The organism is Streptosporangium sp. NPDC051022, assembly GCF_040683035.1.
Classification (GTDB): domain Bacteria; phylum Actinomycetota; class Actinomycetes; order Streptosporangiales; family Streptosporangiaceae; genus Streptosporangium.
The window spans coordinates 233,337-257,747 of the sequence record NZ_JBFBCF010000006.1 but is presented as its reverse complement, the minus strand read 5'-3'; the positions used below and the strand labels follow the sequence as shown (position 1 = coordinate 257,747).

Here is a 24,411-nt window from a genome sequence, read left to right as displayed (position 1 = left end):
GCGGATGGCGGACCTGAGCCGGGTGACGGGGGTGTCCGTCCCGATGATCAAGTTCTATCTGCGGGAGGGGCTGCTCCCCAGCGGCGAGCGGACCAGCCCGAACCAGGCGAGATACGGTCAGGAGCACGTTCGGCGGATCATGCTGGTGCGGGCCATGGCCGACTACGCCGGTCTGTCGATCGCCGACATCCGCGACCTGCTCGGGCATCTCGACGACCCCCGGCACAGCCTGCACGACCGGCTGGGCCACGCCCAGAAGACCATCACGCCCAGGAGGGAGCCGGGGGAGGGCGAGGAGTGGGCGGCCGCGACGCGCGGGGCGGAGGAGCTGATCGCCCGGCACGGCTGGCTGCACGACTCCGACAGCCCCGCGATGCGGACCCTGGCCGGGGTGCTGCTCACCCTCGAGGGGCTGGGTTACCGGGGCATCCTGGACCGCCTCGACGAGTACGCCGAGGCGGCGGCCCGGATCGCGGAGGCCGACGTCGCCTCCATGGCCGAGGAGCCGAACCTGGAGCGGATGGTCGAGGTGGTCGTCGTCGGAACCTCCCTGGGGGACGCGCTGGTCGCCGCCCTGCGCCGTGTCGCGCAGGCCAACGTCTCGGCCCGGCTGCTCGGCGAGGTCCTGCGGGACCCCGCCTGCGAGGAGCCGGGGCCCGGGGGGCCGTCCTGATCGCGTCCCGGCCGCGTGCGGCCCGCCCGGTGATCGTGGCGGGGCGTCATTCGTCCGGAGGGTGGGAGGGGGCGCCGGTGCGCGTGCCGTACCGGCGGGCCCCTTCCGCCGCCGAAGAAATCACTTTGAGTGATGCTTCACGTTTATTCGCAGGGCGATAGCGATTCATGACAACGCGCATTGCCGTACTTGACTCGTGTATGTGACGACCTTAGGGTCTGACTCTGTTCGTTGCATATCTGTAAAACGATCAGTATGTACGGTTGTGCAGCTTTCTTTGCTGTCGCAGAGAGACAGAGAGATGAGGGGGCGTGCCATGTGGATCAGGCATCGTGCCAAGGTCGGCGCCCTTCCGTCGTTCACCTGTAAGTGACCGACCGTCCGGGGACGGTGTCCCCGGCGCCGGATCTTCCTCCCGCATCTCGTCCCGGCCTGCGCTCCCCTCCGACGTCAAAGGGAATTGACAGTGTCTGTGAACTTTCTTCCGGTAAAGCCCTGTCTGCGCGCATCATTGCGCATCGGAGAGAAGGGCGAGGCCGAATTGCACACCTCTTCCGGAGTCCTGGAGGTCGAAGCCCCGGAGGGCATGAGCAGGGACGATTTCCTGGACCTGCTCAAGCTGCTCGACGGCAGCAGGACGATCGAGGACCTGGAGCGCGAGACCGGCCTCGACAGTGAGGCGGTGCGCGAGATCGTCGAGCCCGCCGTGGTCTGGGGCCTGGTCGACGACGGCGCCGCCCCGGCGGCCTCCTCCGGGCAGGCGGTCCTGTCGCGCCTGGAGGAGGTCCTCAACCGGCTCCTGGAGGACCTGGTCTTCGCCGGGCCGTTCTGGCGGAAGATGCTGGAACGCCCGGAGGAACTGCACCGCAACGTCTTCTTCGGCTTCGGGCTCGAGAACTGGTTCTTCCTGTTCCGGGAGAAGGAGTTCGACTCCGCGGTCCTCGCCCTGGCCGAGAGCGCCGACCTCAGGGAGATGCTCAACGACTTCTACCTGGAGGAGCACCGCCACGACGACATCGTGCTCCGTGCCTTCCGGCCGCTCGGCATCACGCGCGACGACCTGCTGGCGGCCCGCCCGCTGCCGACGACCACCGCCCTGATCAAGATGCTGTCCTGGTGGGCGCGGACCGACCCGCTGTTCTTCGTCGCCACGGTCGGCGTGCTGGAGGGCCGTCTGGATCCGGACAACCGTGACGCCGGGGGGAGCGTCGCCTACGACCTCTTCCTGGCCGCCTGTGACAGGGCCGGCCTCGACTCCGCCTTCGTCGAGCCGATGCGCGCGCACGCCAGGGTCAACGCCGTCCACGACCACGGATCCGTCAGCCGGGAGCTGTTCGCCCGGGTGCCGGGGATCGACGAGGAGACCGAGCGGCGCTGGCTGGCCAAGGCGCACCTGTTCATGGAGTCCTACGCGGCCTTCTACAACGGCATCCTGGAGCACTACTCCGATCCCCGGCGCCCGCTGCTGCGCATCGCCGAGATCTGAGCGGCGAGATCCCGACAGGAGAGATGATGAGCGACTTCGCCGGTTTCCAGCGGCCCTCGCTGCGGCCTGGCGTACGGTCGGGTCCCACGGCGGACGGCGGCATCGGGTTCACCTACCTCGACGGGCGCAGGTTCGTCGAGTTCGAACCCGGAGAGGGGCGGGCCCAGCGCTTCCAGGACTTCGTCACCGTGCTGGCCGAGGGCGGGCTGAGCGCCGCCGAGCTGGGCGCGGCGTTCCCGGGCAGCCCCGAGGAGTACGACGAGATGCTCGCCGCGCTCGACGAGCAGGGCATGATCGCCGAGGCGGAGAGCGGGGCGCGGGACGGGATGAGCGGCGTCAGCGCCTACGCCTACCTGCGCCGCCTCGCCGGCAGGGTGCACACCGAGGTCGGCAGTCCCCTGCTCCGGGCCCTCGCCGAGGGCACCGTGACCCGCGAGCAGCTCATCGGCTACGCGATCGAGTACTGGCACATCACCCACCTGTGCCCCCGAGCCCTGGCCCCGGCGCTGGCCCGCGACGACCTCGGGCTGCGGGCGTGGGAGGAGCTGATGCGCCTCTACATGACCGAGCGTGACCGCGACCGCCTGCTGGAGCGGTCCCTGCTCGCGGTCGGCGTCCCCCGCGAGCGGCTGCTGCGGGCCCAGCCGCTGCCCGCGACGATGGCGATCATGGCCTCGCTCGGCGTGTACGCCTACAACTTCCCGCTGGCGCTGATCTCGACGCTCTTCCCGATGAAGGAGCCCGAGCCGGAGCTCCCGGAGCTGTTCCGGCTGCGCTGCGCCGAGCTGGGGCTGCCCGGAGACTTCGTCGGGCCGATCGCCGGGCACCCGGGCCTCGACGGGAACGAGGTCGACGAGGCGGTCACCCTCGACCTGCTGGCGGGCTTCCCCTACCTGAGCACCGAGACGGTCCGCGAGTGCGGCAAGGCGGTGGCCGACGTGATCGAGCAGCGGGCCCGGCTCGACGCCGAGATCGTCTCCTGGTACGGCGCGGGCGGAGGCCTGCGCGACTTCGGCCACCACGGTTATCCGACCCGGGCGGGCAGGGCTCTCACGCGCGCCCCGCTGACGTCCCTGGGATAGGCGTCCCCGTCCCCGTTCCCGCCTCCGTCCGGGGCCTCGTCCGGGGCCTCGTCCGGGGCCTCGTCCGGGGCCTCGTCCGGGGCGCGGACCTCCCGCCGGTCGTTCCGGCCTCCCGGTCCTCTCCGAGGCCGGGCGCCGCCTGATCCCCGGGCCGGGCGCGGGCGGGCAGGGGGTTCACGGGCAGGGGGCTCAGACGCCCAGCCGCGCGCCCATCAGCCTGGCCACGTCCCGGTCGTCACCGGTGACGTCCACCCTGGCGTGGCGCTGGCGGCCGAAGCAGAACAGCAGGAGTTCGCCCGCGAGGCCGGTCACCTCGACCCGCGGGCCGCCCGCGGGACCGCCGAGCGCGACGCCGCCGCCGATGCGGTGCAGCACCACGCCGACCGGCGATCGGCGCAGCGTCAGGCGTCCCAGGGGCCGCAGCCGCTTCCAGAGGATCTCGTCGAGGCCGGTGGGGAGCTCACGCGGCTCCCAGCCCGGCTGTGCGCGCCGTACGTCCTCGTGGTGGACGAAGAGTTCCAGGGTGTTGACGGCCTCGTCCAGGCCGGGGACGAGGCCGTAGGGGCCGCCGGGGCCGGTGCGGACCAGCTCGACCAGGCCCGCGTAGCCGTGTCCGGCCTTCAGCGACTCCTGGACCGAGGCGGTGTATCGGGCCAGCGGCCTGAGCGCGATGCCGCCGGCGGCGTCCAGGCGCCTCTCGCGCAGCACGAGGTGGGCGGCCAGATCGAAGGTGGTCCAGCCCTCGCAGAGCGTCGGGGCCGTCTGACCGAGCCGGACGAGGAGGTCGGCGAGCGCGGCGCGTTCGGCACGGGCATATGTCATCTGATCATCCTAACCATCCTGTTACCGGAGGATTTCGGACGGTCGTTGTGCTCCTTGGAGGAGGGGCTCAGGGAATAACTCCTTGATCTGGCGTGATAGTGACATAAGTAGCAACACATCCCTCTTTGAAAGGACACCCCCCGAGTGGCGAGCAAGGTGACTTCCGCCGTCATGCGTCAGGGGCTCCGCGTACTCGGGGTTGCCATCCGGGCAGAGAAGGCGGTCTTCACCGTCGCGGTTCTGGCCAGTGGCGTCTACGGTGTCATGACGGTCGCCTCGGCGTGGGCCCTGGGCTGGGCCACCCAGAACCTCGTACTGCCCTCCTTCGCCGCGGGCGAGGTGACCACCGGCGCGCTCGTGCTCAGCGCGGTGCTCATCCTCGGCGTCGCGCTGTTCAAGGCGCTGGGCATCGCCGGGCGGCGTTACTTCGCCGGGGTCATGCAGTACCGGATGCAGGCCGGCTCCCGGCGGGACGTCACCCGCCAGTACCTCAGGCTGCCCCTCTCCTGGCACCACCGGCACCCCACGGGCCAGCTGCTGTCCAACGCCAGCGCCGACGCCGAGGCGGCCTGGGCGCCGCTGGCCCCGCTGCCGATGGCGGTGGGCGTGGTCGTCATGCTGGTCACCGCCGCCGTCGCGATGGTGTTCACCGACCCGGTCCTCGCCCTCGTCGGCTTCCTGATCTTCCCGGCGATCGCCGTGCTCAACTTCGTCTACCAGCGCAGGCTCAGCCCGCTGGTCACCCGAGCCCAGCAGCTGCGCGCCGAGGTCAGCGAGATCGCGCACGAGAGCTTCGACGGCGCCCTGGTCATCAAGACCCTCGGCCGCGAGGACGAGGAGACCGCCAGGTTCGGAGACAAGGCCCGGCTGCTGCGCGACGCCAACATCGCCGTCGGCCGGGTCCGCGGCCTGTTCGACCCGGTCCTGGAGGCGCTGCCGACCCTGGGCGTCCTCGCAGTGCTGCTGGTCGGCGCCGAACGGCTGGAGAGCGGCGCGATCGACGCGGGCGTCCTGGTCCAGGTCGCCTACCTGTTCACCCTGCTGGCCTTCCCCATCCGCGCCCTCGGCTGGGTGCTGGCCGAGCTGCCCCGCGCCGTCGTCGGCTATGAGCGGGTGCGGGCGGTGCTCGACCAGACGGGCTCCATGGAGTACGGCACCGCCACGCTGCCTGGGCCCGCCCCCGCCCGTCTGGAGGTCCGCGACCTGGACTACGCCTACGGCGACTCGCCGGTCCTGCACGGCGTGGACCTCACGCTCGAGGCGGGCCGCACGGTCGCGCTGGTCGGCCCGACCGGCTCGGGCAAGTCCACCCTCACCCAGACCTTCGTCCGCCTGGTCGACCCGACGGCCGGGGCCGTGCTCGTGGACGGCGTCGACCTGCGCGAGGTCGCCAAGGGCGGCGTCAGCGAGGCCGTGGCGCTGGTGCCGCAGCAGACGTTCCTGTTCGACGACACCGTGCGCGGCAACGTCACCCTCGGCCTGCGGGCCGGTGACGAGGCCGTCTGGGCGGCGCTGCGCCTGGCCCAGGCCGACGGCTTCGTCAGCGCGCTGCCCGACGGGCTCGGCACCAAGGTCGGCGAACGCGGCGCGACCCTGTCGGGCGGCCAGCGCCAGCGGCTGGCCCTGGCCCGCGCCCTGGTCCGCCGCCCCCGGCTGCTCGTCCTGGACGACGCGACCTCCAGCGTCGACCCGCAGGTCGAGGCCCGGATCCTGCAGGGCCTGCGGGACGCATCCCAGGCCTCCACCGTGGTCGTCGTGGCCTACCGGATGGCCACCATCGCCCTGGCCGACGAGGTCGTCTACCTCGAACACGGCCGGGTCGCCGACCAGGGGGCCCACGAGGAACTGCTGCTCCGCTGCGAGGGCTACCGCAACCTGGTCACCGCATACGAACGCGAGGAGGCCGAGCGCGAGGCGCTCGGCGCCGAGGAAGAGGAAGAGGTCAGCGCGTGAGCTCGCTCCACGGGGTTGACAGGTCGGCGCTGGCCACCGTACGGCACGGCCTGTCGCTCACACCGGAGTTCCGCAGGGGGCTGGCCGGGACGCTCGCGCTGGCCGTGCTGGCGACGATCGGCAAGGTCATCGTCCCGGTCGCCGTCCAGCAGACCATCGACCGGGGACTCAAGGGCACGGTGCCCGACCTGCCCTACATCCGCGCGGCCGTGCTGCTGTGCGCGGCGGCCGTGGTCCTCACCACGCTGTGCGCCTACCTGATGAACGTGCGCCTGTACAAGGCGACCGAGACCTCCCTGGCCACGCTCAGGACCCGGGCGTTCCGGCACGTGCACGACCTGTCGGTGCTCACCCAGAACGCCGAGCGGCGCGGCTCCCTCGTCTCCAGGGTCACCGGCGACGTCGACCAGATCAGCACGTTCATGCAGTGGGGCGGGCTGTCGATCATCATCGCCCTGGGGCAGCTCCTCGTCACCACCGTGCTGATGTTCGTCTACTCCTGGCAGCTGGCCCTGACGGTCTGGGCGTGCTTCCTGCCGCTCATGGTCGTGCTGCCGCGCTTCCAGCGGTGGCTGTCGGGGGCCTACACGCAGGTCCGCGAGCGCGCGGGCGACATGCTCGCCGCCGTCAGCGAGTCGGTCGTGGGCGCCGCGGTGATCCGGGCCCACGGCTCCGAGGCCCGCACAGCGGAGCGGCTGGACGTGGCGATCGAGGCCAACAAGGCCGCGCAGGCCCGCACCCAGCGGATCGTCGCCACGATCTTCCCGCTGACCGACATCGTCGCCGCGGTGGCGCTCACCGCGGTCGTGCTGCTCGGCGTGCGCCTGGGCGTCGCGGGCGACATCACCGCCGGACGCCTGATCGCCTTCCTGTTCCTGATCACGCTGTTCATCTCGCCCATGCAGATCGCCACCGAGGTGCTCAACGAGGCGCAGAACGCCGTGGCCGGCTGGCGCCGCGTCCTCGGCGTCCTCGACACCCCGCCCGACGTCGCCGACCCCGGCCACGAGGGCGTCGAACTGCCGCGCGGCCCCATCTCCGTCTCCTTCGAGGACGTCGGGTTCGCCTACCCCGGCGGCGCGCCGGTGCTGAGCGAGGTCTCGGTGCACATCCCGCCGCGCTCGCGGATCGCGGTGGTCGGGGAGACCGGCTCGGGCAAGACGACCTTCGCCAAGCTCCTCACCCGCCTGATGGACCCGGTCACCGGCCGGGTCGTCGTCGACGGCGAGGACTTGCGCGGGATCCGTTTCTCCTCGCTGCGTGAACGGATCGTCATGGTGCCCCAGGACGGCTTCCTGTTCGACGGCACCCTGGAGGAGAACATCCGCTTCGGCCGCCCGTCGGCGACCGCGCCGGAGATCCTGCTGGCCTTGACCGAGCTGGGACTCGCCGACTGGCTGGACGGCCTGCCCGCGGGCCTGGCCACCGGGGTCGGCCAGCGCGGGGAGTCGCTGTCGGCGGGGGAGCGCCAGCTCGTCGCCCTGGTCCGCGCCTACCTGGCCGACCCCGACCTCCTCCTGCTCGACGAGGCGACCTCCGCGGTCGACCCGGCGACCGAGGTACGGCTGGCCCGCGCGCTGGAGGGGGTCACGCGGGGCCGTACCGCCATCTCCATCGCCCACCGCCTGTCCACCGCCGAGGCGGCCGACGAGGTGCTGGTCTTCGAGCGGGGCCGCGTCGTCCAGCGCGGCCCGCACGCCGACCTCGTCGCCGAGCCGGGCGTCTACGCCGACCTGCACGCCTCCTGGGTCTCCGCCGCCCGCTCCTAGGGACGGGAGCGGACGGGCGGGTCAGAGGTTCTTCTCGAAGGGGTGCGGGCCGACCGTCTCGGGGGCGGCCCGCAGGTCGTAGAGCGGGGTGTAACCGGTGGCCAGGTAGAGACCCGAGGCCTCGGGCTGGCGGGGGCCGGTCGTCAGGTAGATCCTGCGGTAGCCCTGCCGTACGGCCTCCAGCTCCAGCTCGCGCACCACGGCGGCACCGAGCCCGCGCCGCCGGTGGCCGGGGTGGGTCCAGATCCGCTTCAGCTCGGCGGTCCGCTCGTCGTAGCGGCGGAACGCGCCGCCGGCGACGGTCTCCCCGTTCTCGACGAGGATCAGGAACGCGCCTCCCCTGACGGGGGAGAAGTCGTCGTCGGGATAGCGGCTGAGCTCCTCGTTGGGGCCGTAGCGGCTGGTGTACTCCACGTGCAGGTCCGCCAGGAGCGGCCTGACCTCGGGGTCGCGGACCGTGACGTGTCGTACCTCGACGGAGTCGACGGTCACTTCGCCTGCCTCGGCAGGCCGGGCGGGTTGATCTGCGACTCGGAGACGGCCTCGTTGGCCAGGCCCCAGCGGTTGAGCACCTCGGCGTACTTGCCGTTCTTGATGACCGCGTTGAGCGCGTCGCTGACAGGCTTGACGAGCCCGCTGTCCTTCTTGGTCATGGCCGCGATCAGGCCCTGGAGGGAGGCGCCGCCGCCCGAGACCGTTCCGACGATCTTCGTGTCACCGGTGATGGCCGCCTGGTAGGAGAGGGACGGGTTGGGGCCGAAGTAGGCCTCGATGCGCCCGGACTTCAGCGAGAGCAGCACGTCGGTGTACTTCTGGTAGTTCTGGATCTGCGCGGGCTTGAGACCGGCCTTCTGGTTCTGCGCGTCCCACTCGAGCAGGATCTTCTCCTGGTTGGTGCCCGAGCCGACCCCGACCGTGTGCCCGGCGATGTCGGAGGCCTGCCTGATCTGGGTGATCGGGCTGTTCTTCGCCGTCTGCCAGGCGAGCTGGTCGACCCGGTAGGTGGCGAAGTCGTAGATGTCCTTGCGCTCCTCGGTCACCGTGACGTTGCTGAAGGCCACGTCGTACTTGCCGGACCTCGTCGCCAGGAACAGGTTCTCCCAGGAGGTGTTCTCCTGCTTGACCCTCAGCCCGAGGACGTCGGCGACGAGGTGGGCGATGTCGGTCTCGACGCCGATCGGGGTGGTGTCGTCGTCGGCGAGGAAGGACAGCGGCGGGGTGCCGCCGTCGGCGTTGAGGCCGACGTAGAGCTCGCCCTTCGAGCGGATCGCCTCGGGCACCTCGGCGGCGATCGTGTCCACCTTGTCGGCGCGCACCCGGTTCTGCTCGGGGGAGGTGTTGATCTTCGCGCCGCCGGGCGCCGCCGGAGCCGCCGCCTTCTCGGTGGTCTTGGCGCCGGTCCCGGAACCGGCCGGGGGCGTCCCGGTGCCGCCGCAGGCGGTGAGCAGGAGCGGTAGGGCGATGAGAGCGGGGGTCAGTCTGGAGAGGAGCGACATTTCAGTCCTAATTTCCGATGAACCGTGCGAAAGGGGATGTGGGGGTCCTGCTCGGGGTGTCCGGGGCCGGGGGTGCCAGGGGGCTAGAGGACCTTGCTGAGGAAGGTGCGGGTCCGCTCGTGGCGGGGGGAGTCGAGGACCTGGGCGGGCGGTCCCTGCTCGACGACGCGTCCGCCGTCCATGAAGACGACGGTGTCGGCCACCTCGCGGGCGAACCCGACCTCGTGGGTGACGACGATCATGGTGGTGCCGCTGCCGGCGAGGTCCTTCACCACGTCGAGCACCTCGCCGACCAGCTCGGGATCCAGCGCCGAGGTCGGCTCGTCGAAGAGGATGACCTTCGGCTCCAGGGCCAGCGCGCGGGCGATGGCGACCCGCTGCTGCTGGCCGCCGGACAGCTGGCGGGGGTAGGCGTCCTTCTTGTCGAGGAGCCCGACCCGGTCGAGCAGCCGCAGCGCCTGCTCCCGGACCTCGGCCCTGGGCCGGCGCTGCGCCGAGACCGGCGCCTCGACGACGTTCTCCAGCGAGGTCAGGTGCGGGAAGAGGTTGAAGCTCTGGAAGACGAACCCGATCAGGGTCCGCTGCCGGAGGATCTCGCGCTCGCGCAGCTCGTACAGCCTGTCGCCGGAGCGGCGGTAACCGACCAGTTCGCCGTCCACGAGCACCGATCCCCTGTCCACCTTCTCCAGGTGGTTGACGGTGCGCAGCAGGGTCGACTTGCCCGAGCCCGAGGGGCCGAGGATCACCGTGACCTCGCCGGGGGCGACCCGCAGGTCGACACCGCGCAGGACCTCCAGCGAGCCGAAGCTCTTGTGCACGTCCCTGAGCTCGACCATCGCGGTGCTCATGCGCGGCCCTTCGCGTAGTGGCGTTCGACGTAGTGCTGCGCGACGGACAGCACCGAGGTGATGGCCAGGTACCAGATGGTCGCGACCAGCAGCAGCGCGATGACCCTGCCGTTGCGGCTGTAGATCACCTGGACCTGGTAGAAGAGCTCGGGCAGAGCCATGATGTAGACCACCGAGGTGCCCTTGACCAGGCCGATGATCTCGTTGCCCGCGGTGGGCACGATCGACCGCATCGCCTGCGGGAGGATGATCCGGAACAGCTGCCTCGCCCAGGGGATGCCGAGCGCCGCCGCGGCCTCGCGCTGGCCGGGGTCCACCGAGAGCAGCCCGGCCCTGACGATCTCGCCGCAGTAGGCGGCCTGGTGGAGCGAGAGCCCGAGGACGGCGGCGGTGACCGGGCCGATCAGTTCCATGGTCCCGATGTCGAAGAACGCCGGGCCGAACGGCACGCCGAAGGAGATCCTCTGGTACAGCAGGGCCAGGTTGTACCAGAACAGCAGCTGCAGGATGAGCGGGATCGACCGGAACAGCGCGATGTAGCCCCAGGCGACCGACGACAGCAGCGGGTTCCTCGACAGCCGCATGATCGCGAGCACGGTGCCCAGCAGGAAGCCGAAGACGATTCCCATCCCGGTCAGCTGCAGTGTGAACAGGACCGCGCGCAGCACCGAGGGCGCGAACAGGTACTCCCCGACGACGCCCCAGTCCCAGGCGGGGTTGGTGATCAGCGCGCTGGCCGCCATGGCGAGCAGCACGCCGACGGCGGCCGCGGCCACCCACCGGCCGGGATGCTTGGTGGTGACCACCTTCGGCACGGGCGGCGGCGCGGCGCCGTCCACGGGCGCGCCGGGGCCGTCGAGGAGCTCGGAGCGGGGGGCCGGGACTTCGACCGAGGGGCGGCTCATCGCGCGGCCAGGGTGCTCACGGGGCGTCGCGGGGCCTCGGCCGCCTCACGTTCGCGATCTCGTTTGGCGACCTCCTCGCGGACGATGGGGATGACGTGGCGGCCGAAGTCGACGGCGTCGGTCAGCGGGTCGTGGCCGCGCGCGGAGATGATCTCCACACCGAGGTCGTAGTAGTCGAGCAGCGCCTGGGCCACGGTCTCCGGCGTGCCGACCAGGGCGGTCGAGTCGCCCGCGCCGCCGATGGCCGCCGCGGTGGGGGTCCACAGCGCGCGGTCGTACCGGTCGCCCCGGGCGGCGGCCTCGAGGGGCCGCCGGGATCCGGGGTTCTCCGGGGAGCCGCCCGCGGGCGGGCGCCGTACCGGGGCGGCACCGGCCTTGGCCGCCTTGACGGCCTCCAGCGTGCGGTGGGCCCTGTCCCAGGCCAGTTCCTCGGTCGGCGCGATGACGGGCCGGAACGCCACCTGGAAGCGGGGCAGCACGCTGCGCCCGGCCGCCAGCGCCGCGCTCCTGACCGCGGCGATCTGCTCGGCGGTCTGGGCCAGCGGCTCGCCCCACAGGCAGTAGACGTCCGCCTCCGCGCCGCCGGTCGCGTAGGCCGTGGGGGAGGAGCCGCCGAAGGACACCTGGGGCCGCGGCCGCTGTACGGGGAAGACGTCGGACCGGAAGTCCTCGAACCGGTAGTGCTCCCCCTCGTGGGAGAAGGGGGTCGTGGACGTCCAGCCCCTCTTGACGATCTGGATGTACTCCCTGGTGCGCGAGTGGCGCCGGTCCTTGGTCAGGAAGTCGCCCTCCCGGCCCTGCTCGTGGGTGTCGCCCCCGTTGACGAAGTGCACGGTCAGCCGGCCGTCGCTGATCTGGTCGAGCGTCGCGAAGGTCCTCAGGGCGAACGTCGGGTGGGACACGTTGGGCCGGTGGGCCAGCACGATCCCCAGCTCCTCGACCCGCGCGGCGACGTAGGCCGCCACCTGGGCGGGATCGGGCGCCGCCGAGCGGTGGGCGAACAGGACCCGGTCCCAGCCGTGCTCCTGGTGCGCCCGTGCCAGCCGTAGCGTGAACTGTTTGTCGAACGCGGGCCCCGAGCGCGGTGTCGTCTCCGATCCGTCGTCGGTGCCACCGATGCCTAAGAACTCGACGGGCATGGCTGAAGCCTTTCTGGCAGGTCGTCTGGGCGAGAGGGCCGCCCGGGCAGGGCGGCGCGGCGGGCGTGCCGCTGCGGGGCGCGGTGTCAGCGACGACACGAAGGGGACGACGCGCGGCACGGCGCGATGTGGCCGCGGATCGCCGGGGGGAACTCGGCCTGCATGGCCTCACTTCAACACAGGCCGCCAATTCCGTCAAGACCTACTGGTTTAGTAGGTTTTTGTCATGACCACAGTGGATGGGTGAACTCTGACCGACATGTCATGACAAGAGCTGTTGGATGCCCCAAGACAGCGATTAACGTGCTGACATAGAGGTAGTGGCAGCCGCGAGCGCGAAGTTCTGCCCTCGGGGAAGGGAAGTCCATGACCGATCTACTGGGCGACGAGCCCAAGCACGGGCGGCGTTATCCCGTGCTCGACGTGCGTTCCGCCGTGGCCCACAGCGACCTGCTCGACGACCTGCCGAACCTGCGGGTTCTGGACGACGATGACGACGACCCCGTACTGGTACGGCTGGACGGCACCCCCGTGGACACCTGGCGGGAGAAGTATCCCTACGGGGAACGCATGGACCGCGCGGAGTACGACCGGACCAAACGGCTGCTCCAGATCGAGCTGCTCAAACTCCAGTACTGGACCAAGGACACCGGCGGCCGGCTGGTGGTCCTGTTCGAGGGGCGCGACGCGGCGGGCAAGGGCGGCACGATCAAGCGCTTCATGGAGCACCTCAACCCGCGCGGGGCCGGCGTCGTCGCGCTGGAGAAGCCGAGCGAGCGCGAGAGCACCCAGTGGTACTTCCAGCGCTACATCTCCCACCTGCCCGCCGCGGGGGAGATGGTCTTCTTCGACCGCTCCTGGTACAACCGCGCCGGGGTCGAGCGCGTGATGGGCTTCGCCACGCCCGAGGAGTACATGGAGTTCATGGAGCAGGCCCCCGCGTTCGAGCGCATGCTCGTCCGCGACGGCATCCACCTGGTGAAGTTCTGGTTCTCCGTCTCCCGCTCCGAGCAGCGCACCCGTTTCATCATCCGCCAGGTGGACCCGGTGCGGCAGTGGAAGCTGTCGCCCATGGACCTGGAGTCACTGGACAAGTGGGACGAGTACACCCAGGCCAAGGAGGACATGTTCCTGCACACCGACACGGAGGCGGCGCCGTGGACGGTGATCAAGAGCAATGACAAGAAGCGGGCCAGGGTGGAGGCCATGCGCCACCTCCTGAGCCGGTTCGACTACACCAACAAGGACTGGGAGATCGTCGGCGAGCCCGACCCCAAGATCGTCGTTCACGCGGCCGACCTGTTCGACGACGACCGCACACGCTGACCCCGCTCGTCCCCCCGTCCCGGGGCGCCCCGAATCATCCCGTGCTGTCCTGGAGTGTCCTGAGTCAATTAAGGAGGTCCCAGGCCGTCCCGGGCCGTTCTGGACCGTCCCGGGCCGTGCCGGACCGCCCTGTGCCGGACCGCCCTGTGCCGGACCGCCCTGTGCCGTTCCGCGCCGTCCCGTTTCCGCCGGTGCCGGTGGGAGCGGTGACCCGGCGGGCCGGCGGGCCGGCCATGCCGGATGCCACCCCTCCACCTGGTTGCGGCACAATTACCGCATGTCCCTTGACCCCGACATCGCCGCCCGGCTGAAGCGCACCGCGGACGGGCTGGTGCCCGCCGTGGCCCAGCAGTACGACACCGGTGAGGTGCTGATGCTCGCCTGGATGGACGACGAGGCGCTGCACCGCACGCTCACCACGGGCCGTGCCACCTACTGGTCGCGCAGCCGCGAGGCCTACTGGGTGAAGGGCGACACCTCCGGTCACGTCCAGCACGTCAAGTCCGTCTCCCTCGACTGCGACGGCGACACGATCCTGCTCAAGGTCGACCAGGTGGGCGCCGCCTGCCACACCGGCGACCGGACCTGCTTCGACGCGGGCTCACTGGAGGTGACCTCCGCGTGACGGCCAGGCGGGCGCTGTGGACCTGGGTGGTCGCCTGCGCGGCGGGCGCCGGGCTCGTGCTGCTGGCCGCCGGGCGTGACTGGGTCACCGTGACGTACGGCACGCGTACCGTGCCGGTCCCCGCCGCGGAGCTGGTGCCGGCGCTGGGGCCCGCGGCCTGGGCGGCCCTGGCCGCGGTGGTCGCGGTGCTCGCGACCAAGGGGGTGTGGCGCAGGGTCGTCGGCGTCGTGATGGCGCTCTGCGGGGCGGGCGTGATCGCCGGGGCGCTGAGCGGAGGCTGGTCGGACGCCGGACTGGCCGTCGCGGCCGAGCACGCGCCCATGGCCGCCGGTACGGCCGACAACCTGCGGATCGCCACCGCGGCCTGGCCGCTGGTCGCCGCCGCCGGCGGGATCGTCCTGCTCGCCGGGGGAGTGGTCGCCGCAGTCAGGGGCGGCCGCTGGCCCGGCATGTCGGAGCGCTACGACCGTCACGGCACGGGCTCCGGGGGCGCGGGCCGCGTCCCCGCCCGCGGCACCCCGACCGACCGGGAGCTGTGGGACGCGATCGACGTGGGCGCCGACCCCACGCTCGATCCCGAGACGGACCCCGAGACGGACCCCGAGACGGACCCCGAGACGGACCCCGAGACGGACCCCGAGACGGACCCCGAGACGGGCCCCGAGACGGGCCCCGAGACCAGTGGTGAGGCCGGGAGCCCGGCGGCGGGACGGCGCGAAGGCCGCGAAGGCCGCGACGGGCGCTGACCCGGGGTTCCCCGCCCGGTCACAACTTGCCCACGACCTCGGCACGGCCGCTCGGGAAAGACCTGATTTCGCTAGGATCTCGCCCGCAACCTGTTCAAAGGGGAGTCATTCATGAGCTATGGGAACCAGCCCGGCGGGTACGGCCCCCCGCAGGGTGGCTACGGACCTCCGGGCGGGTACGGTACGCCGCCCGGTGGTGGCTACGATCCCTATGGCTACGGCGCGCAGCCGCCGCGCGGCAACAACGGCATGGCCATCGCGACCCTGATCCTGGGCATCGCCGGGCTCTTCGTGTGCGGTCTCACCTCGATCGTGGGCATCGTGCTCGGCCACATCTCGCTGAACCAGATCAAGCGCACCGGCGAGGAGGGACGCGGTATGGCGATCGCCGGCCTGATCATGTCCTACTTCGGGGTGCTCTGCTGGCTGGCCGTCCTGGCCTGGCTGGTCGCGATCGGCGTCATCGCGGGTTCGAGCTACTCGAGCTACGGATCCTGAGCCCCGGCCACCGGCGCCGACGTCCCCCGGGTGACGGGTTGCTCCCGGTCATCCGGTCCCGCTTTGAGTATCGTGGCTGGTGACACTCGTCACCGACAGAGGGGTTTCGGGCGGGCCGATGGTGACCGGAAGGACCGTGACGGCGCGGGGGCCGCGGGTGCGGGCCGTGCTGGGACCGCTCGCCGCCGCCCTGGCCGCGGGCGCCGCGGTCGTCTACGTGGGCCTGGTCGACCCCAACGAGCCCGGGCACTATCCCACGTGCCCGTTCCTGATGCTCACCGGGCTCTACTGTCCGGGCTGCGGGGGGCTGCGGGCCGTGCACGCGCTCACCCACGGTGATCTCGGCGCGGCGCTCGGGCTGAACCCGTTCGTCGTGATCCTGATTCCGGTCGCCGTGCTGTTGTGGGGACGCTGGGCGCTGTTTTCCTGGCAGGGCAGACCGTCCGCCGGAAAATCCATACATCCTTCCTATGTGTGGACATTTCTTGCTTTAATGATCGTTTTCTGGATAGTTCGAAATGTTCCATTTGGGGAATTCTTGGCCCCCTAGTCACCTATAGGCGTCACCCGGTGGCGGGGTGACCCCGGCAAGGCCGATAGCATCGGCGGGACAAGGGCAATCGATCGGGAGGGGCCTTACTCGTGAGCGAGTGGAGCGAGCGGACCATGCGTGTGGCAGCGTTCGCGAGCGTGACCTCCGAGTTTCGCGAGGAGGACAAGTGAGCGTGCTGGAGGAGATCCTCGAAGGCGTCCGCGCCGACCTGGCCGATCGGCAGGCCGCGGTGTCGCTGGCCGAGCTCAAGGAGCGCGCCCGGCGGGCGCCCGCGCCTCGCGACGCCTACGCCGCCCTCGGCGGCGACCAGGTGGCGGTCATCGCCGAGGTGAAGCGGTCCAGCCCGTCCAAGGGAGCGCTGGCCGCGATCGCCGACCCCGCGGCGCTCGCCGGTGACTACGAGTCCGGCGGCGCGCATGTCATCAGCGTGCTGACCGAGCGGCGCCGCTTCGGCGGCAGCCTCGACGACCTGGCCGCCGTGCGCGCCGTGGTCGACATCCCGGTGCTGCGCAAGGACTTCGTCGTCACCTCCTACCAGCTGTGGGAAGCCCGCGCCTACGGTGCCGACCTCGTGCTGCTGATCGTGGCCGCGCTGGAGCAGAACGCCCTGGTCTCGCTCATCGAGCGGGCCGAGTCGATCGGGCTGGCCCCGCTGGTCGAGGTGCACACCGAGGAGGAGCTCGACCGGGCGCTCGCGGCCGGAGCGAAGATCATCGGTGTCAACGCGCGCAACCTCAAGACCCTCGAGGTGGACCGGGACGTGTTCGCCAAGCTCGCCCCGAAGATCCCGGAGGGCGTCATCAAGATCGCCGAGTCGGGCGTGCGCGGCCCCCACGACCTGCTCGCCTACGCCAGGGCCGGCGCCGACGCCGTCCTGGTCGGCGAGAGTCTGGTCACCGGTAAGGACCCGCGGGCCGCGGTGGTCGACCTGGTGACCGCCGGTGCCCACCCCGCATCCCGACCTGAGGGGCAGTAAGCAGTGGCAGACGAAATTCTTCTCACTCCCGCCGACCTCGCAGGAAACGGCATTTACGGCAACGATCCGGACATTCATGGCAAGTTCGGCGTTTTTGGTGGCCGTTATGTGCCCGAGGCCCTCATTCCGGCGCTTGACGAGGTCGCGGCCGAATACGAGAAGGCCCGCAACGACATCGAGTTCCTCCGTGAGTTCCACCACCTGCTGCGGACTTACGCCGGGCGGCCGACCACGCTCACCGAGGTGTCGCGTTTCTCCGAGCAGGCGGGCGGCGCCCGGATCGTGCTGAAGCGCGAGGATCTGACCCACACCGGCGCACACAAGATCAACAACGTGCTCGGCCAGGCGCTGCTCACCAAGCGACTCGGCAAGACCCGGGTGATCGCCGAGACGGGCGCGGGCCAGCACGGTGTCGCGACCGCGACCGCCGCGGCCCTGATGGGCCTGGAGTGCGTGATCTACATGGGGGCCGTCGACTGCGAGCGCCAGGCGCTCAACGTGGCCCGCATGAAGCTGCTCGGCGCCACCGTCGTCCCGGTCACCAACGGCAGCCAGACCCTCAAGGACGCCATCAACGAGGCCTTCCGCGACTGGGTGGCCAACGTCGACCACACGCACTACCTGTTCGGCACCATCGCCGGGCCGCACCCGTTCCCGGAGATCGTCCGCGACTTCGCCCGCATCATCGGCGTCGAGGCCCGCCGCCAGATGCTGGAACTCACCGGAAGGCTCCCCGACGCGGTCGCCGCGGCGGTCGGCGGCGGCTCCAACGCGATCGGCATCTTCCACGCCTTCCTCGGTGACGAGAGCGTCCAGCTGCACGGCTACGAGGCGGGCGGCCGGGGCCGGGAGACCGGCGAGCACGCCCTCACCCTCACCGAGGGCTCGATCGGGGTCCTGCACGGCTCGCGCACCTACGTGCTGCAGGACGAGGAGGGCCAGACGATCGAGTCCCACTCGATCTCCGCGGGGCTCGACTATCCCGGTGTCGGCCCCGAGCACGCCTGGCTCAAGGACACCGGGCGCGCCTCCTACCACGGCATCACCGACGCCGAGGCCATGGACGCCTTCGCGCTGCTGGCCCGCACCGAGGGCATCATCCCGGCGATCGAGTCCTCGCACGCGCTCGCCGGAGCCCTCAAGCTCGGCCGTGAGCTGGGCCCCGAGGCGACCATCCTGGTCAACCTCTCGGGCCGGGGCGACAAGGACATGGGCACCGCGATGAAGTACTTCAACCTCTGACGACCGACTTGCTTCCCCTCCGGTGCACCGGAGGGGACGGAGGCCACAAACCGCAACGGAACCAACGATGACGACTCTTCAGACGGTGTTCGCCAAGGCGAAGGCGGACGACCGCGCCGCCCTCATCGGATACCTGCCCGCCGGGTTCCCCACGAAGGACGGCGCGATCGCGGCCGCCACCGCCATGGTCGAGGCGGGCTGCGATGTGATCGAGATCGGCCTGCCGTACTCCGATCCGCTCATGGACGGCCCGACGATCCAGGACGCCGTGCACCGGTCGCTGACCAACGGCACCCGCATCGCCGACGTGCTGCGCACGGTCGAGGGCGTGGCCAAAACCGGCGCGGCCACGCTGGTCATGACCTACTGGAACCCGATCGACCGCTACGGCGCCGACCGGTTCGCCCGCGACCTGGCGAACGCGGGCGGGGTGGGCACCATCACCCCCGACCTGACCCCCGAGGAGGCGGGTCCCTGGCGCGAGGCCAGCAAGGAGGCCCGGATCGACACGGTCTTCCTGGTCGCGCCGAGCTCGCCCGAGCCGCGGATCAGGGCCGTCGCCGAGTGCTGCACCGGCTTCGTCTACGCCGCCTCGCTGATGGGCGTCACCGGTGCCCGCGATTCGGTCAGCGGGGCCGCCGAGGGCCTGGTCGAGCGGACCCGCCTGCAGACCGAGCTGCCGGTCTGCGTCGGCCTCGGCGTCGGCACCGGCGGGCAGGCCGCCGAGGTGGCCCGCTACGCCGACGGCGTCATCGTGGGCTCGGCGTTCATCCGCCGCCTTCTGGACGCGCCGGACGAGGCCTCGGGCCTTGCGGCGGTGCGCGAGCTGGGCGCCGAGCTGGCGGCGGGCGTGCGCGGCTGACCGCCCGCCGGGCCCGCCTCCGGTGTGAGGAGCCCTGTCATCGAGTGCGGCCGTCCCGCGGGACGGCCGCACTTTTCTTTGCCGTCTAATTATTTGCCGTTCCCTGTCATCCGCATAGCTAAGTGTGGATAACTTAAGGAACTTGCCGTTATTCGCCCATATTTGGGTGTTTGGATTACGGCGGAATATCCGGTGTACCGCGCCCCGCGACGGTGGGAGAGAGCGTCCGGTACGGCATTTCGCCGCCCCGCGTGAGACGGCGGGGCGCGTCTCCCGGCCGTCTCCCCGGCAGCCGTCCCGGCCGCCGTGCGGGGCGCCGTCCGGGGCGCCGTCCGGAGCACTGCCGAATCCGTGGCGTGCGGAGGTCGCGGCGGACCCCGTCCCAGCTCCGGGCGTACTCTGAGAACAGTCCGCCGCGCCGAGAGCGCACGCATCTTCTGTTCCGTCCGGCCTGGACGCCCTGGCGCCGATCCGGGGACGCCGCGCACAGTGCTTCGCTACGATTTCCCAGTTCGCAGGGGCCCGGCCTGTTTCCGGCAAGGTTCCGGAAGCGGTCATTCCTGGGCTTTTCGCCCTGCGGATTGCTTTATTCAACGCTTATCCGGCACCTGGTGAGGTTCCCTCAGGGAACGTGCGTATCCATTCAGATCGGCAACGACGGAGGCTTGGAATGGGAGACCCTGATGCTCGTGACTTCTGAAAAGCAGGCCCCTCCGAGGTCGCGCACCACCCGTTCGACGCTACCCTGGGTAACGACCGCCTCACGGTTCGTGCTGGCTGGAGTGCTGATCGTCGCGGGTTGGGGCAAGATCGGCACCCCCGTGCTCTCCGTTCAGTCGGTCAAGGCATACGAACTGCTTCCGGACTCGCTCGCCGCGGTGGTCGGCTACGGCCTGCCCATCCTGGAGATCGTCATAGGGGTGTTGCTGGTTGTGGGGCTGCTCACCCGTGTCGCGGGTGTCATCACCGTGTCGCTCATGCTGGCGTTCGTCATCGGCATCGCCTCGGTGTGGGCGCGCGGGCTGCGCATCGACTGCGGTTGCTTCGGCGGCGGCGGCCGGCTCGGGCCGGGGGTCGAGCCCGACTACCTCATCGACATCCTGCGGGACTCGGGCCTGTTCGTCCTCGGCGTGGTCGTCACCTGGTTCGCGCCGGGGCGGCTCGCACTGGACTCCGCGCTCGGGCTGGCTCCGGAGCGGGAGCCGTACGACGACATCGCAGGCGACGACGAGGACGAGGAGCCACGCGAATAGGAGGACCACCGATGGGCAAGGCAGCGCGGGATCAGTCGGTGCGTGACCGGATCAGGGCGCAGCGCGAGGAGCAGCGGCAGAAGGACCGGCTCAGGCGAATCGCCACGATCATCGCTGTGTCGATCATCGCGCTCGGCGCCGTCGGAGCCGGCTGGTGGTACGCCGCCGTCGCCAGCAGACCCGAGGAGGTCACCCAGGCGCTCGCACCGATCACCGCCTCCCCCGACGGCTCCTTCGTGATGTCCGTCGCGGGCGTCGAGAAGCCGGTGCTGGACGTCTACGAGGACTTCCAGTGCCCCGCCTGCAAGGCGATGGAGGAGACCAGCGGGGCCACGATCAAGAATCTGGCGGCCGAGGGCAAGGTCAAGGTGGTCTACCACCCGATCACGATCTTCTCGCCGGAGGCGAACGGCGGCATCACCCGGGGCAACTCCCTGCGCGCGGGGGCCGCCGTCCGCTGCATTCCCGGAGGCGCCGCGTGGAGCAGGTTCCACGACAGGCTGTTCAAGGAGCAGCCCCCCGAGACCGTCGAGGGTTTCAAGACCGAGGACATGGTCTCCTGGGGTGAGGAGGCGGGGGTCACCGCGCCCGGATTCGCCACGTGCGTGACCGGTCAGCAGAAGGCGGCCGAGCAGGCCGACTACAGCACCAAGACCCTGCAGTCGGCCCAGCTCAGCGGCACTCCGACATTGAAGATCAACGGTACCGAGATCAGCGGTGAGGTCGCGTTCAACCCCGGCAGTCTCCGCAAGGCCGTTCTCGATGCCGCCAAGTAGCCCGCGACACGGTAACGTCACCTGACATGCCCCTCGCCTCGATTCCCAGCCCCTCCCAAGGGGTGTGGTACCTCGGTGTAATTCCCATCAGGGCCTATGCACTGTGCATCGTGCTGGGCGTCGTCGTCGCCGTCATCATCGGCGAACGCCGCTGGCGTGCCCGCGGCGGCGCGCCGGGCACGATCGTGGACCTCGCCGTCTGGGCGGTGCCGTTCGGGCTGGTCGGCGGGCGCCTCTACCACGTCATCACCGACTGGCAGCTCTACTTCGGGCCGGACGCCCCCCACACGCCGATCGAGGCGCTGTACATCTGGAACGGCGGGCTGGGCATCTGGGGGGCCGTCGCGCTCGGAGCCCTGGGCGTGTGGTTCGGCTGCCGCAACCGGGGGATCTCCCTGTCCGCGGTGGCCGACACCGTGGCCCCCGGCATCGCGGTCGCCCAGGCCATCGGCCGGTGGGGCAACTACTTCAACCAGGAGCTGTTCGGCAGCCCGACCGACCTGCCGTGGGGCCTGGAGATCGACCCCGACAAGCCGGGAACGGTGCCGGGCGCGTTCACCTACCACCCCACGTTCCTGTACGAATCGATCTGGGACCTGGGCCTGGCCCTCGTCCTGATCTGGGCGGGCAGCAGGTTCGCGCTCCGGCACGGCCGGGTGTTCGCCCTCTACGTCGCCGGATACACCGCCGGCCGGTTCTGGATCGAGGGCCTGCGCATCGACAGCGCCCACCACATCCTGGGCCTGCGGCTCAACCAGTGGACCTCGATCGTGCTGTTCGTCGCGGCGCTCGTCTACTTCTGGTACGCCAGGAACAAGACCGGCGAGGAGTCGGTCGGCGCGGCTCCCGAGTCCGCCCCCGGCGCCGAGGAGACGGCCGATCCCGCCCACCCGTCCGGCCAGGACGACGAGGCCGATGCGCGGGGCGGGGACGCGGACGCGGAGGATGGCAAGGTGGAGGCGGTGTCGGCCTTCGCCGCGACCGGTGGGAACCGGGTCGATCCGGCCCACTCCTCCGACCAGGCGGACGAGGCCGAGACGAAGGCGGCCGGAGACGGGCACGGGACCTCCGTGGAGGGAGGCACGGCGTGAGCCGTGCCGGGGGGAAAGAAAGAGAAACGATGAACGACGGCGAGACCGCTGGGCGCGCCGAGATTCACCACGCCCACCGTGACGTCAACGGAGGATGGCTGCGGCCGTCGGTGTTCGGAGCGATGGACGGGCTCGTCTCGAACTTCGCGCTGATCGCCGGTGTCGCGGGCGGTACGGCCAGCACCAGGGTCATCGTGCTGGCCGGAATGGCGGGGCTGGCGGCGGGCGCGTTCTCCATGGCCGGGGGCGAATACGTCTCGGTGGCCAGCCAGCGGGAACTCGCGATCGCCGAGATCGACGTGGAGCGGCGCGAGCTCGAACGCCACCCGGAGGCCGAGCAGCGCGAGCTCGCCCTGCTCTACGAGTCGCGCGGCGTCGATCCCGCACTGGCGGCCGAGGTGGCCAGGCAGATCTCCAGAAACCCCGACAAGGCGCTGGAGGTGCACGCCAGGGCCGAGCTCGGGGTCACCCCGGGCGACCTGCCCTCGCCCAGGATCGCCGCGATCTCCTCGTTCCTGTCCTTCAGCGTGGGCGCGATCCTGCCGCTCCTGCCCTACCTGCTGGGGGTCACCAGCCTTGTCGGCTCGGCGATCCTGTCCTGCCTGGCGCTGTTCGGGGCGGGCGCCCTGGTCTCCAGGGTCACCGCGCGCAGCTGGTGGTACAGCGGCCTGCGCCAGCTCGTCGTCGGCATGGTCGCGGCGGCGCTGACCTTCGGCCTCGGCCACCTGCTCGGAGGAGGCGGGCCGTGACGACCACCCCCTCCGGCCCCCCCGGTCCCCCCGATCCCTCGGCCCCCTCCGGCCGCAAGCGCCGCCGTACCCAGACCAGGACGCCGAACTGGAACATCCCCCAGCTGGAGGAGTGGGGCCTGAGCCAGGTCCAGCAGCGGCTGCTGGTGATCGTCGGGTCCGTCGCGGGCGTGCTCGTCGCCGCGGTCGCCGTCACCTTCGCGATCTCCACGATCGGCAACGACTTCGTGCCCGAGCGGGCCACCGCCGCGGCGATCTCCACCCAGCCCAGGCCCGACGCCTACCGCGGCTGGGTCTCGCCGAAGTTGTTCGCGCCCATCGCGCGCATCGACGCCGACCCGACCCCGCTCACCGCGAAGGACGTCTTCGGCGAGAAGACCCTCAAGGAGGGCGGGGTCACGCTGAAGCTGTCGGGCACCAAACTCGACACGGACTGCTCGGCGGTGATCTGGAGTCAGGAGCTGGCCGACCGGCTCGCCGAGGCCGGCTGTACCCAGGCGCTGCGGGGCACCTACCGCAGCGCGGACGGCCGTTACGTCGCCCAGTACACCCTGCTGAACCTGCGCGACACCGAGTCCGCCGACGGACTGGTCCAGTCGCTGAACGCCACCTACCGGGGCGGCTGGGTGCAGGTCCCGTCCGGGACGCCGCTCTTCCCCACCGGCGGTCACACCGAGGCCAGCGGCCACGCCATGGGCCACTACGCGGGCCTGGTCTGGATCGGGCGCGCGGACGGCGCCGAACCCGGCCCCAGAGACGACTTCGTCTCCCTGTCGCTGGCGGTCCGCCGCGCGGAGAAGGCCGTGTTCCGGCGAGTCGTCGCGGTCGGCCCAGCCGGCGGCTGATCCCGCGTGACGCCTCAGGTCCCAGTAGGCTCATCGGTCATGCGCAAGTGGATCGTCGCCGCCGTCGTGCTCGCCGTCGCCGCAGGGACGGGGGCGTTCCTGTGGATGCGGGGCGGCGCGGAGGCCCAGCGCCCGGCCACCTTCAGGGCCGAGAGGACCACGGCGCACTACGCCCCCATCGCCACCCGCGCGGTCGACCCCGCCCCTCTGACAGCCGCGGAGATCTTCCCCACCGCGTCGGTGACCGCGGGCGGCACCACGCTCGCACGCCAGGGAACCGAGACGCTCACCGACTGCGCCTCGGCGGTGTGGGGGAGCGCCGAGCAGGCGGTCGACGGCTGCACCCAGGTACTGCGCGCCCGCTACGCGACCCGGGACGGCCGGGTGTCCGGGCAGTTCGTCATCTTCAACCTGGCCGACTCGGCCGCCGCGGACAGGCTCGTGGCGGCGCTCGGCGACGGCGGGTTCGTCCGGCCCGTCCCCGGCACCCCCGAGGGTTTCGACGGTTCGCACGGCTGGGCGCAGGCCCGTGCCCTGGGCCACTACGTCACCGTCAGCTGGGTCGGCCCGGTCACCGGCGCCGCGGGCGGGAGCCGGGTCGACCTCACCTATCCGCAGCTGGCCGTCGACAGCCCCAGCCTGCTGATCCAGCGGCGCCTGCTGAACTGACCGGGATCGGGGCCGGGGCCGCGGCCG

At 71.1% G+C, this 24,411-nt stretch carries 25 protein-coding genes; 19 read left to right on the top strand and 6 right to left on the bottom strand.

Annotated features, from left to right (window positions below; genetic code table 11):
• Window positions 1–4: 4 nt before the first annotated feature.
• The 3 genes from AB0N02_RS14045 to AB0N02_RS14035 all read left to right on the top strand — a co-directional run bounded on the left by AB0N02_RS14045 (window position 5) and on the right by AB0N02_RS14035 (window position 3,241).
• Window positions 5–673 carry a MerR family transcriptional regulator gene (locus AB0N02_RS14045; protein WP_363945769.1) on the top strand — a complete coding sequence of 223 codons (669 nt, stop codon included), beginning with the start codon at window positions 5–7 and terminating at the stop codon, window positions 671–673.
• Between the two features lie 586 nt (window positions 674–1,259).
• Window positions 1,260–2,159 carry a hypothetical protein gene (locus tag AB0N02_RS14040; RefSeq protein ID WP_363945768.1) on the top strand — a complete coding sequence of 300 codons (900 nt, stop codon included), beginning with the start codon at window positions 1,260–1,262 and terminating at the stop codon, window positions 2,157–2,159.
• A 26-nt stretch (window positions 2,160–2,185) separates the two neighbouring features.
• Complete coding sequence (locus AB0N02_RS14035) at window positions 2,186–3,241, top strand: hypothetical protein (protein WP_363945767.1); 1,056 nt, start codon at window positions 2,186–2,188, stop codon at window positions 3,239–3,241.
• 189 nt (window positions 3,242–3,430) lie between these two features.
• Here the strand turns inward: AB0N02_RS14035 and AB0N02_RS14030 are convergent, their stop codons facing one another.
• Window positions 3,431–4,063 (bottom strand): TIGR03085 family metal-binding protein, encoded by a 633-nt coding sequence (locus AB0N02_RS14030; RefSeq protein WP_363945765.1) that lies wholly within the window; start codon window positions 4,061–4,063, stop codon window positions 3,431–3,433.
• Between the two features lie 171 nt (window positions 4,064–4,234).
• Between AB0N02_RS14030 and AB0N02_RS14025 the strand changes: the two genes are divergently transcribed.
• Together AB0N02_RS14025 and AB0N02_RS14020 are read left to right on the top strand one after the other, a co-directional pair.
• Window positions 4,235–6,016 (top strand): ABC transporter ATP-binding protein, encoded by a 1,782-nt coding sequence (locus tag AB0N02_RS14025; protein WP_363945933.1) that lies wholly within the window; start codon window positions 4,235–4,237, stop codon window positions 6,014–6,016.
• Window positions 6,013–7,785 (top strand): ABC transporter ATP-binding protein, encoded by a 1,773-nt coding sequence (locus AB0N02_RS14020; RefSeq protein WP_363945763.1) that lies wholly within the window; start codon window positions 6,013–6,015, stop codon window positions 7,783–7,785. The genes AB0N02_RS14025 and AB0N02_RS14020 overlap by 4 nt, the downstream gene beginning before the upstream one ends.
• Window positions 7,786–7,806: 21 nt before the next feature.
• On the opposite strand, the gene AB0N02_RS14015 is transcribed toward AB0N02_RS14020, so the two are convergent.
• The 5 genes from AB0N02_RS14015 to AB0N02_RS13995 all read right to left on the bottom strand — a co-directional run bounded on the left by AB0N02_RS14015 (window position 7,807) and on the right by AB0N02_RS13995 (window position 12,173).
• Window positions 7,807–8,277 carry a GNAT family N-acetyltransferase gene (locus AB0N02_RS14015; protein WP_363945761.1) on the bottom strand — a complete coding sequence of 157 codons (471 nt, stop codon included), beginning with the start codon at window positions 8,275–8,277 and terminating at the stop codon, window positions 7,807–7,809.
• Window positions 8,274–9,281: an ABC transporter substrate-binding protein gene (locus tag AB0N02_RS14010; protein WP_363945759.1), complete on the bottom strand. Its 1,008-nt coding sequence runs from the start codon at window positions 9,279–9,281 to the stop codon at window positions 8,274–8,276. The genes AB0N02_RS14015 and AB0N02_RS14010 overlap by 4 nt, the downstream gene beginning before the upstream one ends.
• 83 nt (window positions 9,282–9,364) lie before the next feature.
• Entirely contained in the window at window positions 9,365–10,129 is a 765-nt protein-coding gene (locus AB0N02_RS14005; RefSeq protein WP_363945758.1) for an amino acid ABC transporter ATP-binding protein, read from the bottom strand.
• On the bottom strand, window positions 10,126–11,034 hold the full coding sequence (locus AB0N02_RS14000) for an amino acid ABC transporter permease (RefSeq protein ID WP_363945757.1): 909 nt from the start codon (window positions 11,032–11,034) through the stop codon (window positions 10,126–10,128). The genes AB0N02_RS14005 and AB0N02_RS14000 overlap by 4 nt, the downstream gene beginning before the upstream one ends.
• Window positions 11,031–12,173, bottom strand: coding sequence for an LLM class flavin-dependent oxidoreductase (locus AB0N02_RS13995; protein ID WP_363945756.1), 1,143 nt, complete (start codon window positions 12,171–12,173; stop codon window positions 11,031–11,033). Before AB0N02_RS13995 ends, AB0N02_RS14000 begins: the two co-directional genes overlap by 4 nt.
• 366 nt (window positions 12,174–12,539) lie before the next feature.
• Here AB0N02_RS13995 and ppk2 point away from each other — a divergent pair, with 366 nt between their 5' ends.
• The 14 genes from ppk2 to AB0N02_RS13925 all read left to right on the top strand — a co-directional run bounded on the left by ppk2 (window position 12,540) and on the right by AB0N02_RS13925 (window position 24,384).
• On the top strand, window positions 12,540–13,499 hold the full coding sequence (gene ppk2, locus AB0N02_RS13990; protein ID WP_363945755.1) for a polyphosphate kinase 2: 960 nt from the start codon (window positions 12,540–12,542) through the stop codon (window positions 13,497–13,499).
• Window positions 13,500–13,776: 277 nt separating this feature from the next.
• Window positions 13,777–14,124: a phosphoribosyl-AMP cyclohydrolase gene (gene hisI, locus AB0N02_RS13985; protein ID WP_363945754.1), complete on the top strand. Its 348-nt coding sequence runs from the start codon at window positions 13,777–13,779 to the stop codon at window positions 14,122–14,124.
• Entirely contained in the window at window positions 14,121–14,870 is a 750-nt protein-coding gene (locus AB0N02_RS13980; RefSeq protein ID WP_363945752.1) for a Trp biosynthesis-associated membrane protein, read from the top strand. The genes hisI and AB0N02_RS13980 overlap by 4 nt, the downstream gene beginning before the upstream one ends.
• Window positions 14,871–14,981: 111 nt before the next feature.
• The gene (locus AB0N02_RS13975; RefSeq protein WP_363945750.1) at window positions 14,982–15,368 is read left to right on the top strand and encodes a DUF4190 domain-containing protein; all 387 of its coding nucleotides are present in this window, start codon (window positions 14,982–14,984) and stop codon (window positions 15,366–15,368) included.
• Between the two features lie 157 nt (window positions 15,369–15,525).
• Window positions 15,526–15,918 (top strand): DUF2752 domain-containing protein, encoded by a 393-nt coding sequence (locus AB0N02_RS13970; RefSeq protein WP_363945748.1) that lies wholly within the window; start codon window positions 15,526–15,528, stop codon window positions 15,916–15,918.
• A gap of 169 nt (window positions 15,919–16,087) precedes the next feature.
• Window positions 16,088–16,897: an indole-3-glycerol phosphate synthase TrpC gene (trpC, locus tag AB0N02_RS13965; protein WP_363945746.1), complete on the top strand. Its 810-nt coding sequence runs from the start codon at window positions 16,088–16,090 to the stop codon at window positions 16,895–16,897.
• A 51-nt stretch (window positions 16,898–16,948) separates the two neighbouring features.
• Window positions 16,949–18,139 carry a tryptophan synthase subunit beta gene (gene trpB, locus AB0N02_RS13960; protein WP_363945931.1) on the top strand — a complete coding sequence of 397 codons (1,191 nt, stop codon included), beginning with the start codon at window positions 16,949–16,951 and terminating at the stop codon, window positions 18,137–18,139.
• A 67-nt stretch (window positions 18,140–18,206) separates the two neighbouring features.
• Window positions 18,207–19,001, top strand: a complete 795-nt coding sequence (gene trpA / locus AB0N02_RS13955) for a tryptophan synthase subunit alpha (protein ID WP_363945744.1) — start codon at window positions 18,207–18,209, stop codon at window positions 18,999–19,001.
• A 683-nt stretch (window positions 19,002–19,684) separates the two neighbouring features.
• Window positions 19,685–20,254: a DoxX family protein gene (locus tag AB0N02_RS13950; protein WP_363945742.1), complete on the top strand. Its 570-nt coding sequence runs from the start codon at window positions 19,685–19,687 to the stop codon at window positions 20,252–20,254.
• 11 nt (window positions 20,255–20,265) lie between these two features.
• Entirely contained in the window at window positions 20,266–21,030 is a 765-nt protein-coding gene (locus AB0N02_RS13945) for a thioredoxin domain-containing protein (RefSeq protein ID WP_363945740.1), read from the top strand.
• A gap of 26 nt (window positions 21,031–21,056) precedes the next feature.
• Window positions 21,057–22,121, top strand: coding sequence for a prolipoprotein diacylglyceryl transferase (gene lgt / locus AB0N02_RS13940; protein WP_363945737.1), 1,065 nt, complete (start codon window positions 21,057–21,059; stop codon window positions 22,119–22,121).
• Between the two features lie 29 nt (window positions 22,122–22,150).
• Window positions 22,151–22,870 (top strand): VIT1/CCC1 transporter family protein, encoded by a 720-nt coding sequence (locus tag AB0N02_RS13935; RefSeq protein ID WP_363945735.1) that lies wholly within the window; start codon window positions 22,151–22,153, stop codon window positions 22,868–22,870.
• Entirely contained in the window at window positions 22,867–23,715 is an 849-nt protein-coding gene (locus AB0N02_RS13930) for a hypothetical protein (protein ID WP_363945734.1), read from the top strand. Before AB0N02_RS13935 ends, AB0N02_RS13930 begins: the two co-directional genes overlap by 4 nt.
• Window positions 23,716–23,754: 39 nt before the next feature.
• Entirely contained in the window at window positions 23,755–24,384 is a 630-nt protein-coding gene (locus AB0N02_RS13925; protein ID WP_363945733.1) for a hypothetical protein, read from the top strand.
• Window positions 24,385–24,411 lie beyond the last annotated feature (27 nt).

What these genes read in the sequence shown, in the direction of transcription:
- AB0N02_RS13945 (WP_363945740.1), top strand. Translation starts at nt 20,266, where the DNA reads ATGGGCAAGGCAGCGCGGGATCAGTCGGTGCGTGACCGGATCAGGGCG.
- AB0N02_RS13975 (WP_363945750.1), top strand. Translation starts at nt 14,982, where the DNA reads ATGAGCTATGGGAACCAGCCCGGCGGGTACGGCCCCCCGCAGGGTGGC.
- ppk2 (WP_363945755.1), top strand. Translation starts at nt 12,540, where the DNA reads ATGACCGATCTACTGGGCGACGAGCCCAAGCACGGGCGGCGTTATCCC.
- hisI (WP_363945754.1), top strand. Translation starts at nt 13,777, where the DNA reads ATGTCCCTTGACCCCGACATCGCCGCCCGGCTGAAGCGCACCGCGGAC.
- AB0N02_RS13950 (WP_363945742.1), top strand. Translation starts at nt 19,685, where the DNA reads ATGCTCGTGACTTCTGAAAAGCAGGCCCCTCCGAGGTCGCGCACCACC.
- AB0N02_RS13935 (WP_363945735.1), top strand. Translation starts at nt 22,151, where the DNA reads ATGAACGACGGCGAGACCGCTGGGCGCGCCGAGATTCACCACGCCCAC.
- AB0N02_RS14030 (WP_363945765.1), bottom strand. Translation starts at nt 4,063, where the DNA reads ATGACATATGCCCGTGCCGAACGCGCCGCGCTCGCCGACCTCCTCGTC.
- AB0N02_RS13995 (WP_363945756.1), bottom strand. Translation starts at nt 12,173, where the DNA reads ATGCCCGTCGAGTTCTTAGGCATCGGTGGCACCGACGACGGATCGGAG.
- AB0N02_RS14035 (WP_363945767.1), top strand. Translation starts at nt 2,186, where the DNA reads ATGAGCGACTTCGCCGGTTTCCAGCGGCCCTCGCTGCGGCCTGGCGTA.
- AB0N02_RS14005 (WP_363945758.1), bottom strand. Translation starts at nt 10,129, where the DNA reads ATGAGCACCGCGATGGTCGAGCTCAGGGACGTGCACAAGAGCTTCGGC.
- AB0N02_RS14010 (WP_363945759.1), bottom strand. Translation starts at nt 9,281, where the DNA reads ATGTCGCTCCTCTCCAGACTGACCCCCGCTCTCATCGCCCTACCGCTC.
- trpA (WP_363945744.1), top strand. Translation starts at nt 18,207, where the DNA reads ATGACGACTCTTCAGACGGTGTTCGCCAAGGCGAAGGCGGACGACCGC.
- AB0N02_RS13925 (WP_363945733.1), top strand. Translation starts at nt 23,755, where the DNA reads ATGCGCAAGTGGATCGTCGCCGCCGTCGTGCTCGCCGTCGCCGCAGGG.
- lgt (WP_363945737.1), top strand. Translation starts at nt 21,057, where the DNA reads ATGCCCCTCGCCTCGATTCCCAGCCCCTCCCAAGGGGTGTGGTACCTC.
- AB0N02_RS14045 (WP_363945769.1), top strand. Translation starts at nt 5, where the DNA reads ATGGCGGACCTGAGCCGGGTGACGGGGGTGTCCGTCCCGATGATCAAG.
- AB0N02_RS14000 (WP_363945757.1), bottom strand. Translation starts at nt 11,034, where the DNA reads ATGAGCCGCCCCTCGGTCGAAGTCCCGGCCCCCCGCTCCGAGCTCCTC.
- AB0N02_RS14040 (WP_363945768.1), top strand. Translation starts at nt 1,260, where the DNA reads ATGAGCAGGGACGATTTCCTGGACCTGCTCAAGCTGCTCGACGGCAGC.
- AB0N02_RS14025 (WP_363945933.1), top strand. Translation starts at nt 4,235, where the DNA reads ATGCGTCAGGGGCTCCGCGTACTCGGGGTTGCCATCCGGGCAGAGAAG.